At 63.3% G+C, this 17,182-nt stretch carries 18 protein-coding genes; 10 read left to right on the top strand and 8 right to left on the bottom strand.

Going from position 1 to position 17,182, the window contains the following annotated elements; genetic code table 11:
* The first annotated feature begins 92 nt into the window (after positions 1-92).
* A complete protein-coding gene (locus J2X98_RS17515; RefSeq protein WP_019481132.1) occupies positions 93-410 on the top strand; it encodes a helix-turn-helix transcriptional regulator in 318 nt (105 codons plus the stop codon).
* On the opposite strand, the gene J2X98_RS17510 is transcribed toward J2X98_RS17515, so the two are convergent.
* Positions 407-709 carry a P-II family nitrogen regulator gene (locus J2X98_RS17510; RefSeq protein WP_019481131.1) on the bottom strand — a complete coding sequence of 101 codons (303 nt, stop codon included), beginning with the start codon at positions 707-709 and terminating at the stop codon, positions 407-409. The genes J2X98_RS17515 and J2X98_RS17510 overlap by 4 nt on opposite strands.
* 4 nt (positions 710-713) lie before the next feature.
* Positions 714-1,658 carry a sodium-dependent bicarbonate transport family permease gene (locus J2X98_RS17505; protein WP_019481130.1) on the bottom strand — a complete coding sequence of 315 codons (945 nt, stop codon included), beginning with the start codon at positions 1,656-1,658 and terminating at the stop codon, positions 714-716.
* Between the two features lie 259 nt (positions 1,659-1,917).
* On the opposite strand from J2X98_RS17505, the gene J2X98_RS17500 reads away from it, so the two are divergent.
* The 3 genes from J2X98_RS17500 to J2X98_RS17490 all read left to right on the top strand — a co-directional run bounded on the left by J2X98_RS17500 (position 1,918) and on the right by J2X98_RS17490 (position 6,107).
* Complete coding sequence (locus J2X98_RS17500) at positions 1,918-2,793, top strand: DUF6671 family protein (RefSeq protein WP_307310729.1); 876 nt, start codon at positions 1,918-1,920, stop codon at positions 2,791-2,793.
* Between the two features lie 443 nt (positions 2,794-3,236).
* Positions 3,237-4,145 (top strand): DNA-processing protein DprA, encoded by a 909-nt coding sequence (dprA, locus tag J2X98_RS17495; protein WP_307310727.1) that lies wholly within the window; start codon positions 3,237-3,239, stop codon positions 4,143-4,145.
* A 606-nt stretch (positions 4,146-4,751) separates the two neighbouring features.
* On the top strand, positions 4,752-6,107 hold the full coding sequence (locus J2X98_RS17490) for a ParB/RepB/Spo0J family partition protein (RefSeq protein ID WP_307310724.1): 1,356 nt from the start codon (positions 4,752-4,754) through the stop codon (positions 6,105-6,107).
* Between the two features lie 457 nt (positions 6,108-6,564).
* On the opposite strand, the gene J2X98_RS17485 is transcribed toward J2X98_RS17490, so the two are convergent.
* Entirely contained in the window at positions 6,565-8,088 is a 1,524-nt protein-coding gene (locus J2X98_RS17485; RefSeq protein ID WP_236803007.1) for a SulP family inorganic anion transporter, read from the bottom strand.
* A 178-nt stretch (positions 8,089-8,266) separates the two neighbouring features.
* On the opposite strand from J2X98_RS17485, the gene J2X98_RS17480 reads away from it, so the two are divergent.
* Positions 8,267-8,635: a helix-turn-helix domain-containing protein gene (locus J2X98_RS17480; protein WP_236803006.1), complete on the top strand. Its 369-nt coding sequence runs from the start codon at positions 8,267-8,269 to the stop codon at positions 8,633-8,635.
* A gap of 31 nt (positions 8,636-8,666) precedes the next feature.
* Here J2X98_RS17480 and J2X98_RS17475 read toward each other — a convergent pair whose 3' ends face one another.
* The 3 genes from J2X98_RS17475 to J2X98_RS17465 form a co-directional block, all read right to left on the bottom strand.
* The gene (locus J2X98_RS17475) at positions 8,667-9,479 is read right to left on the bottom strand and encodes an IS3 family transposase (protein ID WP_307310719.1); all 813 of its coding nucleotides are present in this window, start codon (positions 9,477-9,479) and stop codon (positions 8,667-8,669) included.
* 38 nt (positions 9,480-9,517) lie between these two features.
* Positions 9,518-10,006: a helix-turn-helix domain-containing protein gene (locus J2X98_RS22335; protein WP_444964473.1), complete on the bottom strand. Its 489-nt coding sequence runs from the start codon at positions 10,004-10,006 to the stop codon at positions 9,518-9,520.
* 145 nt (positions 10,007-10,151) lie between these two features.
* Positions 10,152-10,460 carry a hypothetical protein gene (locus J2X98_RS17465; RefSeq protein WP_307310713.1) on the bottom strand — a complete coding sequence of 103 codons (309 nt, stop codon included), beginning with the start codon at positions 10,458-10,460 and terminating at the stop codon, positions 10,152-10,154.
* A gap of 694 nt (positions 10,461-11,154) precedes the next feature.
* On the opposite strand from J2X98_RS17465, the gene mobC reads away from it, so the two are divergent.
* The 5 genes from mobC (at position 11,155) to J2X98_RS17440 (ending at position 15,612) form a co-directional block, all read left to right on the top strand.
* On the top strand, positions 11,155-11,547 hold the full coding sequence (gene mobC, locus J2X98_RS17460) for a plasmid mobilization relaxosome protein MobC (protein ID WP_307310710.1): 393 nt from the start codon (positions 11,155-11,157) through the stop codon (positions 11,545-11,547).
* Positions 11,547-13,106, top strand: coding sequence for a relaxase/mobilization nuclease domain-containing protein (locus J2X98_RS17455; RefSeq protein ID WP_307310708.1), 1,560 nt, complete (start codon positions 11,547-11,549; stop codon positions 13,104-13,106). Before mobC ends, J2X98_RS17455 begins: the two co-directional genes overlap by 1 nt.
* Before the next feature lie 18 nt (positions 13,107-13,124).
* Positions 13,125-14,066 (top strand): hypothetical protein, encoded by a 942-nt coding sequence (locus J2X98_RS17450; RefSeq protein ID WP_307310706.1) that lies wholly within the window; start codon positions 13,125-13,127, stop codon positions 14,064-14,066.
* Positions 14,067-14,159: 93 nt separating this feature from the next.
* A complete protein-coding gene (locus J2X98_RS17445; protein WP_028268248.1) occupies positions 14,160-14,408 on the top strand; it encodes a helix-turn-helix domain-containing protein in 249 nt (82 codons plus the stop codon).
* Between the two features lie 607 nt (positions 14,409-15,015).
* Positions 15,016-15,612, top strand: coding sequence for a DNA-binding protein (locus J2X98_RS17440; RefSeq protein ID WP_307310703.1), 597 nt, complete (start codon positions 15,016-15,018; stop codon positions 15,610-15,612).
* Between the two features lie 93 nt (positions 15,613-15,705).
* On the opposite strand, the gene J2X98_RS17435 is transcribed toward J2X98_RS17440, so the two are convergent.
* Together J2X98_RS17435 and J2X98_RS17430 are read right to left on the bottom strand one after the other, a co-directional pair.
* Positions 15,706-16,515 (bottom strand): hypothetical protein, encoded by an 810-nt coding sequence (locus J2X98_RS17435; protein ID WP_307310701.1) that lies wholly within the window; start codon positions 16,513-16,515, stop codon positions 15,706-15,708.
* On the bottom strand, positions 16,512-16,892 hold the full coding sequence (locus tag J2X98_RS17430; RefSeq protein WP_012311538.1) for a hypothetical protein: 381 nt from the start codon (positions 16,890-16,892) through the stop codon (positions 16,512-16,514). The genes J2X98_RS17435 and J2X98_RS17430 overlap by 4 nt, the downstream gene beginning before the upstream one ends.
* Positions 16,893-17,182: the final 290 nt, after the last annotated feature.

The following is a 17,182-nucleotide window of genomic DNA, read 5'->3' as shown; positions in this document are numbered from 1 at the left end:
TGTGGATTGGGACCGGCGGCGCTTTCGTCGTGCCCAGATCCGCTATTGTCCAAGGGGTGGCGACTGAAGATTTTGAAGCAAAGGAAAGCGAAGTGTCAGGCAGCGGCATCGGGTGGACGTTCCTGACTAACCACGCCCACGTACTGTTGACCATTGCCCGTGATCCGCAGATACGGCTACGTGACCTGGCTGCCACGGTGGGGGTCACGGAGCGTGCCGCCCAGAAGATTGCTGCTGACCTTGTCGAGGCCGGCTACATCACCAGGACACGGGCAGGCAGGCGGAACATCTATTCTGTGGTGTTCGGCCGCCCGTTCCGGCACCCTGTTGATGCCGGCCATCAGCTTGACGAACTCCTTGCTGTGCTCGTGCCTGAAAAGGGGCAGCCCGCGGAGGGCACGAAGGCCTAGAACTTGGCCGGCCGCAGGACCTCGACGTCGCTCAGAAACAGGATCATGGCGTAGTCCTCGTAGTAGTGCTCGCGAAGGTGTGCAGCAAGGCCTTCCGCTATCACGGCGTCGCAGACCACCTCGATACGGATATTGCTGTTCGCTTCCCAGCCTGCTCCGCGGACGCCCCGGCTGCCTTTCCCGCGCGCGTCGGTGATGGTGTATCCGTGGGCGTGGTGTTGCTCGATGTCGCGGACGAGGGTTGATTCGAGGACGGCCTCGGTGACGATGGTCAGGAGCTTGCGTCGGTGGCTTTCCATGGCTTTATCCCCTCGCGAAGGTATGGATCCAGATGGACAGGGCGTGGTAGAGCGGGATCCCCACCACCACGTTGAACGGGAAGGTGATCCCTAGGGATGCCGCCAGCGACAACGTGGGGTTGGCTTCCGGTACGGAAATGCGCATGGCCGCCGGCGCCGCGATGTAGGAGGCACTTGCCGCCAGTGTTGCCAGAATAGCTGTTCCGCCCACCGACAGTCCTAATGCCCAGCCCAGCCCTGCACCTATGACGGCTGAGAACAGCGGCATGATGATGGCAAAAGCCGCTAGGAACACGCCGTATTTGCGCAGGCCTCCGAGCTGCGTTGCTGTCAGCAGCCCCATTTCCAGCAGGAATAAGGCAAGGATCCCTTTGAACATGTCCACAAACAGGGGTTCGATGGAGGACAGGCCGTCGGGTCCGGCGATCCAGCCGATGAACAGGCCACCCAGGAGCAGGACAATGCCTTTTCCGAGGAAGACCTCGTGAGCGACCGTTTTCCACCTGGTCTCCTTGGAGACTCCCCGCGCCAAAACTATGCCCACGATGATGGCTGGTACTTCCAGCATCACCAGAAGCAGCGGCATGTGCTCTTCGAAGACGACCTGTCGAGTGCCCAGGTAGGCGATGGCTACGGCGAAGGTACCTACACTGACGGAGCCATAGTGGGCGGCAATGGAGGCTGCGTCGGCACGTTTGAAGCGTCCGAGGTAGCGCAGCACCGGGAAGGCCAGAAGGGAAAGGAAGAATCCCATCGCCACTACGGCCAGGATCTGGGGTAGCAGTTCGCCAAAGGGCTGCTTGGCGAGTTCCACACCGCCCTTAAGGCCAATGGCCAGCAGCAGCACGATGGTGACGAACTCATAGATTGCCGCCGGAAGGCGCAGCTCCGACCGGAGCAGCCCGGCCAGCGCCCCAAGAATGAAGAAAAGGATGATGGGGTCTACCACATTAGGACTCTCTGATTATTTCCCGACGGAGTGAACAAGAGCAGTAATGAACCCTGCCGGGTCCCCTGGACTCACTGGCCGCAGATGCAAGCTCGTGCTGCCAGCATTTCACAAATCGCCGCATACATACGCATTGCTATTCATGAAACGTAATTCGTCTATTAGGATGTCTTCGAAGGTTTGGGGGACTGTCCCGGCCTCGGCACCTGGGATGAGGTGCCGGCCACTTCAGCCTCTGCTGCTCCATGAAAGGTGAGTTGTGACCAAGGCCGAATCTGATGATCCAATCCCGCATGCAATCTATGCCGGTGAACGCGTCGCTCTGCTGACCCAACATGGGAAGGAGCGGGTGCTAGGACCCGCGCTGGAGCATGCACTTGGGTGCCGGGTTGAACATGTCACGGGTTACGACACGGACTTGCTCGGTACTTTCACACGTGACATTTCCCGCGCAGGAACACAATCGGAAACTGCCCGTAAGAAGGCATCGGTGGGCATGAAATTATCGGGCCTGTTGCTGGGTATCGCCAGCGAGGGTTCCTTTGGGCCGGATCCCTACATCGGCATGTTCCCGTGGAACATCGAACTAATCGTTTGGATGGACAACGAGCGCAATCTCGAGGTGGTGGGAATAGGCGAAGGGAAAACAAACTTCAATCACCTGCTCACCGGCGAGTGGGCGGCCGCCCAGGCGTTCGCCCGTGAAGTGCAGTTTCCTGGACACCATCTGGTCGTTCGCCCTGACGGCAAGGACGGAACGTACATCTGCAAGGGAATCGCGAGCTGGCAGGACCTGGAGCGCGCCTTTTCGAGAGCGTTGACTCGATCTTCAAACGGCTTGGTCTTAATCGAGACCGACATGCGTGCCAGCGCAAACCCAACACGCATGGAAGTAATCGGCCTCGCGGCCGAAGACCTTGCCCATAAGCTTCGCTCCTTGTGCCCAGCCTGCGGCACTCCAGGGTTCTGGCGAGTCGGCCGGGTACCGGGGCTCCAGTGCAGTGCATGCGGTACGCCGACCAGCGAGACGCGTGCTGAGACGTTTGGATGCCTCAAATGCCCTTACCACGACACCCGCGACATAGCCGATACAACGTCCGCACCCCCAAGTATTTGTGACTACTGCAACCCCTGACGTTTGCCCCTCCTTCTGCGCCGCCGCCCTACGTGTCAGGTCGGAAACCCTACAGGAGATCGCTTGATCCAGAGGGGGGATCCCCACCCGTGATTCCAAAGCCCCATTGGTGGATCACCTCATTGTGACCGGGGCCCTAACCGACCCGCAGGAATCCGTTGACAACATCATTGAGATTCCTTCGGATTGTACGTGCCCGTTCCGGCCCCTCTAGCCCCTCCGTTCCTCCGGGGCCTGCGCCCCGGAAAAGTCTTCTCCGGCGCTCCTTCGTCGCTTATTTCCTCCGAAGATTTTCCGGGTCTTGCCCTTACGGGTAGACGGGCCTGCACGGGCACAGCTCCGCAAGCTTCGCCAGCAGCCAAAAACAACGGGGGGAGAGGGACGCTGGCCGGTCACCTGAGCCGCCCCACCCACCCAACTTCTCGGCAAGAAGGAGCAACACCATGAACGACCGCATTGCACGCGCAGCCCTGACCCGCCTGTTCGAACCGAACGACACAATTGGGCGGACCCTTGTGGGCAGGCTCGGCGCGTACGCCGCCCTGCGGCTCGCCACCGGCGCCCAACCCGCCCACACCCTCCCGGACGTGACGGCCGAGGAACTGGCGGCCGCGCTAAAGCGCTGGGCCCCCCGCGTGCCGGAGCTGGACCCGGAAAAGGACCTGGCCACCATCGAACATCTGGGCGGAGGGTTCCTGATCCCAGGGGATGAGCACTGGCCCACCGGCCTGGACGACCTCCCAGACGCGCCCCTGGGACTCTGGTACCGGGGCAACATCGGCAACGGGATCCCCGACCCGTCCAGCTGTGCGGCGCTGGCCGGATCACGGGACTGCACGAGCTACGGCGCGGCCGTCACCGGTGACATGGCCTACAGCCTGGCCCAACGTGGAATCTGCGTCATCGCCGGACTCGCCTACGGCATCGACGCCCATGCCCACCGCGCCGCACTGGCCGGAAGCACCGGAGAAGGCCCGGCCACCATCGCCGTCCTGGCCGGGGGACTGGACCGTGACTACCCGTCCGGCAACGCCGACCTCGCGGCCGCGATCCGCGCCAACGGCCTGACCCTGTCTGAACTGCCCCCAGGATCGGCACCCACCCGGTACCGCTTTTTGCAGCGGAACCGCATCATCGCCGCGCTGGCCGGGGTGACGTGCGTGGTGGAGGCCCGCTGGCGCTCAGGCGCACTGAATACCGCGCACCACGCCGAAACCATCGCCCGGCACGTCGCCGCCGTCCCCGGCAGCGTCCACAGCGCCAACTCCGCAGGATGCCACCGGCTGCTGAAAGAAGGCGGCGCGGCACTGGTCACCGACGCGGCCGAACTGACCGAACTGCTCGCCAGCTAAATCCACAAAGGGTGGCCGGTCTTTCGGGGCCGGTCACCGCGGGCGGTCCGCCGCCTGTGGGCGGCTTTCGTGGGTGGTTGCCGGCGGCGGACCGCCCATCCCGCAACGAGCAGGTGCCGGGCGGCGGCCGCCGGCGGCAAGCCAAAGGTTGACGGTGTCGTGGGCTTGTTCCTGGGCCAAGGGGTGAAGGGCAGGCTCGCGGGGCTCGCCCTGGTTTCCGCTGCGCTGCAACCAGTTGAAGGGCGTCCGCTGGCGCGGCCGGCTGTTGGGTCCAGTGGCACCGTCGCAGAGCTCCGGACCCCCTGGCCCTGGGGTGTCTGCGACGCTTTTTGGCTGCTGTCCTGACGGATTGTACGTGTCCGCTCCGGCCCGTCTAGCCCCTCCTTCGTCGGGGCCTGCGGTGCGGGAAATGTCCCTGCGGCGCTCCTTCGTCGCTGATTTCCTCCGGGAATTTCCCGCCCCTTGCCCTACGGGTAGACAGGCCTCCGTCGGCCACAGCTCCGCAAGCTTCGCCAGCAGCCAAAACAACGGGGGAGAGGGGAAGCTGGCCGGTCACCTAAACCGCCCCGCCCACCAACCCTTTCGGCAAAAAAAGGAGCAACACCAATGAACGCAGCACCCACGCTCGAAATGCTCGACCCCGCCACCCTCACGGTCGATATCAACGTCCGCAAGGACGCAGCCCTGACCGCTGACTTCATTGCCAGCATCAAAGAACACGGCGTGATGGAACCGGTCATCGCCCACCGCAAGGACGACGGCACCGTGCACGTCCTGATGGGCCAGCGCCGCACCCGCGCCGCCGTCGAAGCAGAGCGACCCCTGATCCCGGTAATGATCATCGAGTCCCCCGAGGAAGCAGAACGCATCGTCACGCAGGTGGTGGAGAACATCCAGCGCGCCGAACTGACCGAAGCCGACGAGGCCGACGCCTACCACCAGCTGTCCCTGATCGGTGTCTCCGCAGCCGCGATCGCCAAGAAGACCGGACGCACCAAGACCGCCGTCGAGTCCGCATTGAAGGCCAAGTCCTCCGACGCGGGAGCCGCCGCCCTCGGCAAAGGATGGACCATCGAAGAAGCGCTGATCATGGCTGAGTTTGAATCAGACGAAGAGGCCTCGACCGAGCTCGAGTCGGTCATCATGGACGAACCTGACCAGATCCTGCACGTCGCCCAGCGCCTGCGGGACCGGCGCGAAAGCGCCGCCGCCCTCGCCACGCTGATCGCCGAACTCGAAACCCAGGGCAAGACCATCGTGGAAGACGCCGGACACTACGCCGACGACGACAACCTCTACGTCACCGCCGCGAAGCGCGCGGACGGTGAGCCTGCCACCGAGGACGATGCCAACGCCGTCCTGATCACCACGGACTACCGGGGCCAGCACCGGACCCACTCCGTGATCGCGGGGTGGAAGGAGACAGGTTTTGCCCCGAAGTATGAACGCTACGACGGCGGCCGCCCAGCGCAGAAAGGCCCGATGACCGAGGAGCAAAAGGCCGAGCGCAAAACCCTGATAGAAAACAACAAAGCGATGCTGTCCGCGCAGGTGGTCCGCCGGGAATTCGTGACCGGCCTGCTGGCCAGGAAGCAGGCGCCCAAGGGCTGGCAGTACTTCACCGTCCACGCGATCACCCACCATCCCGAAACGGCCAGCGGCTACGACGGCGAGGTGGCCGCTGGGATGGTCGGTGCAAAGGTGGATGAAGCCAAAACCTGGGCGTGGAACCCGCTCCGGACCCATGTAGCCAACTCCACGGCCCGGCCCGAGTTTTCCCTGATCGCACTCATCTGCGCGGGCTACGAAAAGACCATCGCGAAGGACTCGTGGCGTTCCCCCTCCCAGACCCACCGGGACTACCTGAATCAACTGGTCCACTGGGGATACAAGCCATCGGTTGTTGAACTGCTGATCATCGACAGCGGTAAGCCAACAGAGGAAGAACCCGACGCGGCATAAGAACCCCTTGCCGGGCGGAACCCCACCGCCCGGCAAGGCATCCGCCGATCACCACGACAGGGGCGGGAACCTCCCAAAAGTCGGGCGGTCCGCCGCCCAGGGCGAACCACAGCAGCCACGCACCAGCGGCGGACCGCCAATCCGCGCACCCCGCCACGCCCCTCACCAAAGTGCCGCGCATACCAAGGTGCAAGCTCGCGTGCTGCCGGCACCAGCTCAGGTGTCGAAAAATGATGCCGTTGCTTGGTTACCAGGCATACCTTCATGGGTGGGCTAGAGTGGATTGAAGATTTCCTTTTGCCGAAGGACAAAAAAGGACCGGATTGTGAACTGGTCCCCGAAAGTTGGACTCTTTAATTATGATCCCAAGACAGTAGCTAAAGTTTCATCGACCGCTGTCGTTTGATACGCGAAAGAGCTCCCTTCCAGAGTTTGGAGGGGAGCTCTTTCGGTTTGTTCAGTGGCCGGCGCTGAGTTTACCGCCGAGGCGTTCGCGCATGAGGGTGCTGGCGTCGTTGAGGCCGATGATCTTTACCTCTTTACCGTGGTGGTGGTATTTCTCAGTAATGGCGTCCAGGGCCGCGATGGTGGAGGCATCCCAGAGGTGGGAGGCGTGCATGTCGATAATTACGCGGTCGGGGTCCAGCGCGTACTCGAACTGGGTGTAAAGGTCATTGGAGGAAGCGAAGAACAGTTCTCCGTCCACGACGTAGGTGGCGGTTTCATGGCCGCCGGTGATTGTGACGTGGCGTTCGACGGTGACCAGGTGTGCGACGCGGCGGGCGAACAGGACCATCGCGACCATGACGCCGGCACCGACGCCCACGGCCAGGTTGTGCGTGGCCACGGTGCCGATGACGGTGGCGACCATGACCGCGGTTTCGCTCTTGGGCATGATCTTCAGGGTCCGGGGGTGGATGCTGTGCCAGTCGAAGGTGGCGACGGAGACGAAGATCATGACGGCGACCAGCGCGGCCATGGGGATCAGTGAGACGATGCCGCCCAAGGCGACGACGAGTATCAGCAAGAAGACACCGGCGAGGAAGGTGGAGATCCGTGTCCGTGCGCCTGAGGCCTTGACGTTGATCATGGTCTGGCCGATCATCGCGCAGCCGCCCATGCCGCCGAACAAGCCGGTGACGACGTTCGCGACCCCCTGGCCCCAGGCCTCGCGGGTTTTGTGTGAGCGGGTGTCCGTGACGTCGTCCACCAGCTTGGCGGTCATGAGGGATTCAAGCAGGCCCACTAAGGCCATGGCCAGGGAGAAGGGGAAGATGATCTGCAGGGTCTCGAGGCTGAACGGAACGTTCGGAATGAACAGGGTCGGCAGCGCGTCGGGCAGCTCGCCCTTGTCGCCCACCGTGGGGACCGCGACGGCGGCGAAAACGGTGATCAGCGTCAAGACAATGATGGCAACCAACGGTGCGGGGACGGCCTTGGTCAGCTTCGGCAGGCCAAAGACAACGACCAGGCCCAGCGCCGTGAGCGGGTAGACCAGCCACGGGACACCGATCAGCTCGGGGACCTGAGACATGAAAATCAGGATGGCCAGCGCGTTGACGAAGCCCACCATGACCGAGCGCGGGATAAACCGCATGAGCTTTGCCACCCCGGACAGGCCCAGGATGATCTGGAAGATGCCGGCGAGGATGACGGCGGCGACAAAGTAGTCCACCCCGTGGGTCTTCACCAGCGGCGCGATGACCAGGGCGATCGCGCCGGTAGCGGCGGAGATCATGGCGGGGCGGCCACCGACGAAGGCGATGGTGACGGCCATGGTGAAGGACGCGAAGAGTCCGATCCGCGGGTCCACTCCGGCGATGATCGAGAAGGCGATCGCTTCCGGGATCAGGGCAAGGGCGACGACGAGGCCGGCCAGGACTTCGGTCTTGAGCCGGCGCGGTGACATCAGGGTGCCCCGCACCGACTGCAGCTGTTCAGGGGTGAACGCCGGCGGGTGTTCGACTTGTGTGGCGGCCATTTCTGGCTCCGTTCGTGGTGAGGAAGACGCGCGGGTGCGGCTTCATTGTGCAAGTGACTTTGGGGGCGCAGCGCCGCGCCGGGGAGGAGGGGGATTTACTCTTGAAGGTCTCACCCCATACGAAAACTCTACCCTAACGTGATGGTAGAGTTTAAATCCGAACAGGACGGAGGCGCTGATGACGGCTAAGACCAGCAGCACCAACACCATGCACATCGGCGAGCTGGCAGAGCGGACGGGCCTGTCCCTGCGGACCATCCGCCACTATGACGATGTCGGGCTGCTTCCGGCAACGGCACGTACTCATGGTGGTTTCAGGGTGTTCTCAGAGGATGATTTCGAACGCCTGATGGTCATTAAGCAGATGAAGCCGCTAGGTTTTTCACTGGAGGAAATGGCTGAGATCCTCGCCCTTCTGGCATCGGATAATGCTGAAAACGGGGCCTTGACGGGGTTTCTCGAACGGGCCATGCAGCAGCGGGCCAAGATGGCGCGCAACCTGGCCCAGGCCGACGAGTTCATTAAAAGGCTCAGCGAACGGCCGTGAGATCCCCACCCCGATCACAGCGGGCAACGCGCTACGCAGCGAGCAGGTAGGCGCGGTATTGAACCGGGCTTAATCCCTTCAGCTTCGTGGAGATTCTTTCGGTGTTGTACCAGTGGATGTATTCGTGCAGCGCAGATTCAAGTGCCTCGGTACTAAGGAACCGGACGCGGTGGAAGAGCTCTTCCTTGAGGTGTCCGAAGAAGTTCTCCATAACGGCATTGTCGTAGCAATTGGCCTTGCGGGACATCGATTGGACCGCGCCGGCGTCCGCCAAGAGCGTGCGCCAGGAACTGTGTTGATATTGGAATCCCTGATCGGAGTGCACCAAGGGTTTCTGGCCGTCCTCGAGCATTGCGAGTGCGCCACGCAGTGAAGCGTTTGCCAGTTCCAGGTTGGGAGAGATTCCAAGAGCGTAGGAGATGATCTGCCGGTCAAAGAGGTCCATGATCGGTGAGAGGTAGAGTTTCCGGTCACCGACGCTGAACTCGGTCACATCAGTGACCCACTTCTGGTTTGGGGCATCCGCTTCGAACTGGCGTTTGAGCAGGTTCGGGGCAACAACGCCTTGCTCGCCCTGATAGGAGTTGTAGCGTTTCCTGCTTCGGACCTTACAAACCAGCCGCAGGGAACGCATGAGCTTCAGTACGGTCTTCTTCGCGACCCTCCACCCTTGCTTCAACAGCTCGATGTGGATCCGGCGGTGCCCGTAACGGCGGTGGTTCTTCGTAAAAATCTCAGTGACAGCTGCCTTCAGGGAGGCTTGTGGATCGGGCCGATTAAGTCGGGCCTGGTGATAGAAGAACGTGGACCGAGCTAAGCCGGCAACGTCCAGGAGAACTTCCAACCGGTGCTCAGCCTTGAGAGCGATGACGGCGCGAACCTTTAGCGCCGTTCCTCGTCCCTCAAGGCCTGCACTTTTCCCAGGAAGGCCACCTCAGCACGCAGTCGCTCGTTCTCACGGCGTAGCCGCTGCAGCTCAGGTTCTGGTTTGCTTGGTGTCGCGGGGTTTGTCTTAGGCCGGCCTTTCGGCTTGGGCCGCAGCCCGTCCTCGCCCTCCGTCCGGTACTGCCGCGCCCATTTCTCCAGCATCAGCGGGGAAGACAGCCCAAGCTCCTTCGCCAGAGCCACCCTGGGCTCACCCGCACGGTATCTCTCCACAGCATCAAGTTTGAACTGAAACGAGTACACCGGACGGGTTGGCTTGGCTATCAGCGTCGTACCTCCGCGTATCCGCCATCGATCGTATAACCGCTTGATGGCACCCCTGCCTACTGCGAGTCGGGTCGCTACCGCCCAAGCACCCCAACCCGTTTCAAACAACGCTACCGCGGCCTCGCGCTGCTCCTGCGACAACGAACTTCTTCTATGCATAAAACTACTCCCCGAAAGTCAGAACTGAATTATCAGTCCAACTTTCGGGGAGCAGTTCATTGCTCCGGTCCTTTTTTGTGTCCAACAGCCATTTTCGGGTGTCAGCTCCGCGGATCTTGTGTCACCCAGGGCATCGGTGTGGGGGTCACTGTTCGGCGAAGGATGCGCCGTTGTCCTGGTCGCTGCCCTGGTCCGATCCTATGGAGCGCTTTGCCGTCCGCCGGCGCTTTGCAGCCGCCGGTTCGAGACCAAGTTTTTTGAGTTCGTCCGCGCTCCATCCGTCCCGCGTGGCTTGCACGTAGGCGCGCTTGTCGTCGCGTTCGGCAGCGACGAGTTGATCCCGCAAATCATTGATGCGCTGGCGGCTCTTCACCAGGGCGGTGACGGATTTGATGCGGGAGTCCAGCAGGGCGCGGGCTTGGTTGCGTGTCTGTTCAATGTCGAGGGTAGCCATGGGATCCAGCCTAACGATTACTCTGCGGCTGTCCGGCGCCTGACGCGCTCTTCGGAGCACGGCGTTTCACGCCCAGCTTCCGTAACACCGGCCAGAAGGCCGGCGTTCCGGGGATCGCTGAACCAGTCCCGCAGATAGTCCTCAGAGTAGCTGACAGTTCGTGCCGTGAACTGGAAGTATTCGGGGCCGATGCCCCGTCGCCGCCACTGTCGCAGTTGCGTCGATGAGACGCCGTATTGCCTGGCCACTGTGGTTGGTGAGATGAGAGCCAAAACTGTACCTTTCGCTATCCCTATGCCGCGTTCCTTTCGGCACGCTTGCCGAAACTTGGCCGGTGAAGGAATTGGCCAGTCGGAGTGGCCGGACCGTGGAATACCGGAGCGGAGCGAGGATATGCCGCGAAAGCCGGCTGCGGAGACTTGCCAAGGAAGGACCGGGCAGTAGCCTCACCCAGCCGAAACGGAACGACGCAGTCGTTGTGAACAAGTCAGACGCGAAGCGTCCTGCAGGGCAGTACCGGACAACCACCAAAGCTCCGAATACGGGTGCAGACGATTTTCCGGAGCAAGCTAGATGGTTATGTGCCATAACCAGCGTGTCGATCCACGGCCTGCGCGCGTTGATCGGCGACACTGAGGGTGTCGGCCCGGAAAGTCCGGGGCGCTGCGCTGGGCATGTGGGGGAGGGGCACGGGATGAGCGAAGAGCAGAAGTCTCCCCGCCGGTTCGCCCGCCGCCGCCGGGCGAACATTGACGGTGCCACCCAGTACGTGCGCGTGTCGATGTCGGAGTTCGAACGGGCACAGCTGAAGATCCTGGAAGAACGGACCGGGCGCAGCCCATCGGAGATCCTTGTCAGCGCTGCCCTGTACGCGGAAAACTCCGAATCGCTGGCTGAACGCCGGGCGATGGCTGTGGAATTCATCGCCGCACGCCGCTACCTTGCAGCCCTGTCGAACAACGTCAACCAGCTGGCCCGTCACGCCAACGCCACCGACGAGTTCCCGGAAGCTGCCCGCACCGTGTTGACCCGTGTCCGGGCCGTCGCCGACCGGCTCAATACGATGCTGGATTCGATGGTGCGCTGATGATTCCCAACATCACCAAGGGCACCCGCATGCACGGGCTCATCGCATACCTGGCCGGTCCCGGGAGGGCGAACGAGCACACCGACCCGCACCTGGTCGCGGGCTCACCGTCGATCATGGCCTGGCACAACGACGACGAACTGAACGCCGACGCCGCCGGGGCCATTGCCAAGGAACTCGACCGCGCCCGCAGCGTCCTGGGTGTCGAGATTCCCGGCGGACACGTCTGGCACTGCTCCCTGTCACTGCGCGCCGAAGAAGGCGACCTCACCGACGAGAAATGGGCGGACATCGCCCAAGACTTCATGGACGAAATGGGGTTCACCGAAGCCAGCGGCCGTGCACCGGCACAATGGGTCGCGATCCGTCACGGCCACAGCAAAGCCGGGAACGATCACATCCACATCGCCGCGTCCATGGTCCGCGAGGACGGCACCAAGTGGAGCAGCTGGCGGGACTTCCCCCGCGCGCAACAAGTAGCCCGCGAGCTCGAGAAAAAGTACGGCCTGGAAGAACTCTCACCCACGCATTCCACCCGCGGTCTGCGCCCCGGTGAGCGCGAAGCATCCGCACGGCGCGGCGCACCCGAACCGGAACGCCGGTCCCTGGAACGCAAGGTCCGCGCCTGCGCCATCGCCGCCCAAGATGAGGCAGAATTCATTCGCCGTATCCGCCGCACCGGTGCCCTAGTCAGGCCGCGGTACGCGTCCGGACGCGACGACGTCGTGGTCGGCTACAGCGTGGCCGAACGCCCCCCAAGAGGTGGCAGGCCGGTCTGGTTCGGCGGCGGCCACCTCGCAAAAGACCTTGCCCTGCCCAAGCTCCGCACCGAGTGGCAGGACACCCCGCAGGCGGCGACCGAGGCCGTCGCCGAATGGCAGGCAGCAGCCCGTGGGCGGCGTCCTGTCACGATCGGCCGTGAAGCTTACGAACCGGACCCGCAACTGTGGGAGCAGTACAGCGACGAAGTCGCACGGCTGCGCGAAAACCTGCGCTCCGTTCCGCTGGATGACCACGCCACTTGGGCGCATGTAGCCCGCGAAACGTCGGGGGCGTTTGCTGCCTGGTCGACAGCCACGGAATCCACGCCCGGGCCCCTGGCAGCGGCAGCCGATGAACTGGCTAAGACGGCGCAGCTCCGCCGCTACCCGATCAGGCCGATCCGCAGCGTCGGACCATCGGCCCGGGGAGCCTCGCTGATGCTCATGGCGGCCACGATGGGCGGGGCGGGAACCGCTGCCCAAGCGATCATGCTGCGGCAGCTGCTCAACGTCGCCAAGGCCGTCCACGACATGCACAAGGCCTCAAACGATCTTCGCCGGGCACGGCAGATCAGCCACATGGTCAGGCACCAATTGAGCCAGGTCGCCGCCGCGCTGCCCAACACTCCCGCGCCGGCACCGGCTGCAGATAGTGAAGCGGCCGAAGCCGTCCGCACGAGCACCGCCGGCCAGACCCAAGGACGCCCCGCCGGTTCGGTGCTGCCACCGAAATACGAGCAGGCACGTACCCACACGACCACCCCGGGCGGGAGCACCCGCCCGGATCTTGAAAGATGACCACCAGGAGGGGGAACCATGAGTGAATCTGACGGCATCGAGGAAGCCATCGAAGGAATGACCCGCGTCGGGCTGACCGTCGCCGGACGGCTCGGTGAGCAGCTGGCCAGGACACGCGAACAGGAGCTGCGCCGCGCCCAGGCGGCCGAGGAACAACAAGCCCGGGAACTGCAGGCCCGGTACGAGGCCGAGCGGTCTGCTGCCCGCGCACAGCTCGCCCCGGTCATGGACAACCGATGGTGGGACACCGCCAGCGGCCGCGACATCGAACGGGTCCACGAGACCGCCACCGCGTGGAAGGACCAGGACCCGGCAGCACGCGACGCAGCCGAGGCAATCCGTGACCAGGTGCAGCGCCGCTACGGCCTGGACGTGGACAACCTGGGCGCCGACGAAGCATCCGTGGCTGCCGCAATGGCGAAGGCCGAACAGGACCGCGACCAAGCCCAATCGGAACGCACCGCCGGACGGGACGAGAATGCCCAGGCTGCACAGCTGCTCGCGGAAGCCGACCGAGAAGACAGGCAACGGACGGCCGCCGTTGAGGCACCCTCCAAGGAAGACCTCGACGAAGCGCTGGCCTGGCTCCATGAGGCAAAACCCATCGAGGCACATAACTGGGAACAGCGGCACAACTTTGCCGACAGCGTCGCCGAGGAAAAGGACATGGAAAGGAAGCTGATCAGGGATTGGACAGCTGCCCGCGACAATCCCAGCGCCGAGCATCTGCACCATGAAGCGGGAGTCAAATACGACTCGGCCGAACGCCGCCAAACACTGGCCGCCAGCCTGGAAAGCGTGGCCGACCGCGAAGCTGTACAAGCGCGGCTCAGTGCCGATCAGGACCAGGGCACACCGCCCAGCGCAGCCGTAGACAAGGGATCAAGGCCTGCAAAGGCCCGCAAGACGCGCGGAGCCAGCGGCCCGACAAAGCTCCTTCAAAAGGGCATGAGCCGGTAAGCCCTGCATGCCGTCCAGCCCAGGAAATCTCAACGGAAGGCCGGGGCCCGCAAACTGGCCCCGTCTGGGTGCTGCTCACCTTAGGATGTCCAGGTGACCGCTGAACACGGCAAGCGCCGCTTTCTGACCATCGAGCAGGTCGCCGAAGAATTGAATTCCAAAAGCAGCCTCATCCGGAACCTCATTCATACCGGGGAGCTTCGCGCTTTTCAGGTTGGAGCCCGGGGGCTCTGGCGCGTTGGGCGCCAGGATCTCGAGGACTATATAGCAGATGCTTACCGGCGCACCGCTGACCGGATCGCCGCGGGGGAACTGGCGGACGACGTGCCGGAAGGGGAATAGGGGCGCTGGAGGGGCGGAAGCCCCTGTGCTCCGGGGCGGTCGGGCGTCGCTTCAAGCGTCTTACGCTGGCGTGCGCTCATCCGCGGATACCCTCTCCCAGCGTTTCTGGGCCCTGGCCGGCTGATCCCGAAGGCCGTGCCGATCTTTTCCCAGGAGACGCCCCCGCCCTTGCGGTAGCCACGGCTTCATCGAGCTCGGCCTTCAGCTCCTTGAGGCTCCCGCCCAGGGTGCGGACGCGGTGCAGCGCCACGTCCGGGGGCGACATGCCACACACCGGAGCAGAGCAGCCCGAGGACCAGTCATCTCCGGGGCACACAGTCATACCCGAATGGGCTTCCTTGCACGCGGGCAGTAGTAGTAGGAAGCAAACTACTACTCCTACTCCTTTCATGGACGTGTATCGCACCTAAGGCTCCTGGACGGCGCCGCAAACTGCTCTGCTTGGGGAGGCCACCCACGAGGGCTCCCCGCTACGCAGCCCTTTGGCGTGGGCCTACCCACCACATGGACGGGGGCGCGGTCGGCCCGCGGGACGTCTGGATATTGCCGAATAGTAGTAGTAGGAGTAGTTTTGGTACTACTCCTACTACTTTTTTAAGGACTTTGTATGAGCTCGAGTGCTAAAGAGCGGGTTTTTGCTGCTGCGGAGCAGATCAGCGCCGAGCGGCGCCCGACCGTGTCCACTGTTCGATCTGCTGCGGGCGTTAGTAACGCTGACGCCACCCGCTATCTGAAGGAATGGGCCGAGGAGAAGCAGTCCGCAGGAGGTCAGGTCGCGGCGACCCCGCCGGCCATCCTCGAGCAGGCGGCGCGTCTGGCCGGGGCTGTCTGGGCGGAAGCGTCCACCCTTGCGAACGAGCGCCACGCCGCCACCGGTGAGCTCTGGGCCCGGGAGAAAAAGGAGCTGAATGAAGAGGTCGCCGAGCTTGTTGCCGACCTCGACAAAGTGACTGCCGACAAGGAGTCCGCTGTCTCCGAGCTGGTGGCCAAAATAGAGGAGCTGGAACGCCAGCTAACCACCAATGCCGAGCAGTTAGAGCAGGCCCGCTCAGCCGGCCAGGAAGCAACGGCCGAAGCTGCGGCAGCAGCAACCCGGGCGGCCGCCGCGCAGGCCCGCGCGGACGCGCTCCAGGAAGCCCATGACGCGCTGCTGCAGCGCATTACCCCCGAGCAGCCTCAAAGTGGCGAAGTACCTAATGCCTGATCTAGCCGGGGCCCCTCTGCCAACGGCCGGCAGTCCTGCAGCCGCCAGCAGTGGGCGGCCTACCGGGGCGGCGCTCGGAAGATTTCCTTGATTTCATGGGCGAGCTCCGAGGACCGGTAGACCGTACAGTTCGGCTACACGGTGGAATTCAGGGTCGGGTCCGACATTTTCGGAGGTCAGCTGCAGCAGGCCGTTGCGGCTGGGGGAGAGGCCTTCGTCAGCCCGTCGGTCCCAGTACGCCCAGCACCTTCCAGTCAGTGTTTTTGATGGGTAGCTGATCCCCAGTGGTTCTGAGCCATCGTCTAACACCGTTCCGCGGATGACGTGGGCGAGCAGGGTTGTCAGATCACGGTCGTCACCGGTGAGGGAGCCGGCCGTGAGGAGCTGCAGGCGTTCGGTCAGCCCCGCCGTGGTTGGTGTGAGGGCTTCAAGGGCGCGGAGGGTGGCCGCGTCGTCTATCTGAACCCACCACCCTTGGCCAGGGAGCCGAATTTCGTAAATCGAACGGTCCATTTGCCAGTCCACGGATATGGCCCATGGGACGTCAATCCCGTTCTCCTCGGCCTGGACCCGGACACTGGTGATGTAGTCCTCGACAGTCCATCCGATCGATTCCGCGGCCTTGGCCACGGACGCGCGCTGCTGCCGGAAGCCGAGCAATACCTCGGCGTAGGCGCACTGGCGGGAGTCGGCGAGGTAGATCGTTGAGCCCATGCTGTCGTACCGTCCCCGGGAATCGCTGGTCGCGGCCGTTCCGATGGGCATCGGGCCAACGATGGAATTTTTCCTGACCGACAACGCGCCGTAGCGGTCCTTCGCCACCCTGAACGAAATATGGCCGGCGGCCTGGACAAGGGTGAGCCCCGTCGAGGCGCACTGGCGCCCCTTGGCGGTTGAGATCATGCGGCGTAGGTGTCATTCACGAATGCTTCGGCGGCTCCCAAAACCTCACGGGAACGCAGCTGCTGGATGTAAAGGACAGGAAGTTCCTCGTCCAGGCGCGGGTTTGCGCCCATCAGCCAGGCCAACGCGACATGCTTTCCTTCAGCGAGCTCAAGGGTCTTCCAGACGCGATGACCCAGGCGCAGGCGGGATTCGACTTCGGGGCGGGGCTCCGGGCCGTCAGGCTTGGCCCAGCGGAACGGGGACGTGCGGTCCTTCACTCCGGCCATGGTCTGGACGACCGTCGTACCCAGATTCTCATTGAGTTCGCGCACAAGGTCGTGAATGTTCATCCGGGTGGTCCCCAGATGAATGTCATGCCGGGTCGTTGCTTCCATTTCTCAATCATCGCAGGCTTGCAAGAGTAAAGCAACGAAAATGCAACGCTAAACAACCGGAACTGTGGCTGGTCAAAACTGGAGAGGAGACCGGTCGCTACTCGTCAGCGCCCGGTGTTAGCCCGTCCTGATTGGGCAGCAGGAGTGGTAGGTATATATTCTAAAAATAGCGGGTTACTTGAAGATTAAAGCAAACTACTGGCATCCCTGCGGATTGAGTCTTGGCGTATTCCTTGATCAGACCCCGGCGTCAGGGGTGACGAGGGAAGCCAAAACACCCACTTGGTCAT

It is taken from the genome of Pseudarthrobacter enclensis (assembly GCF_030811655.1).
Lineage (GTDB): Bacteria > Actinomycetota > Actinomycetes > Actinomycetales > Micrococcaceae > Arthrobacter > Arthrobacter enclensis_A.
This window is presented reverse-complemented; position numbering and strand designations above follow the sequence as displayed.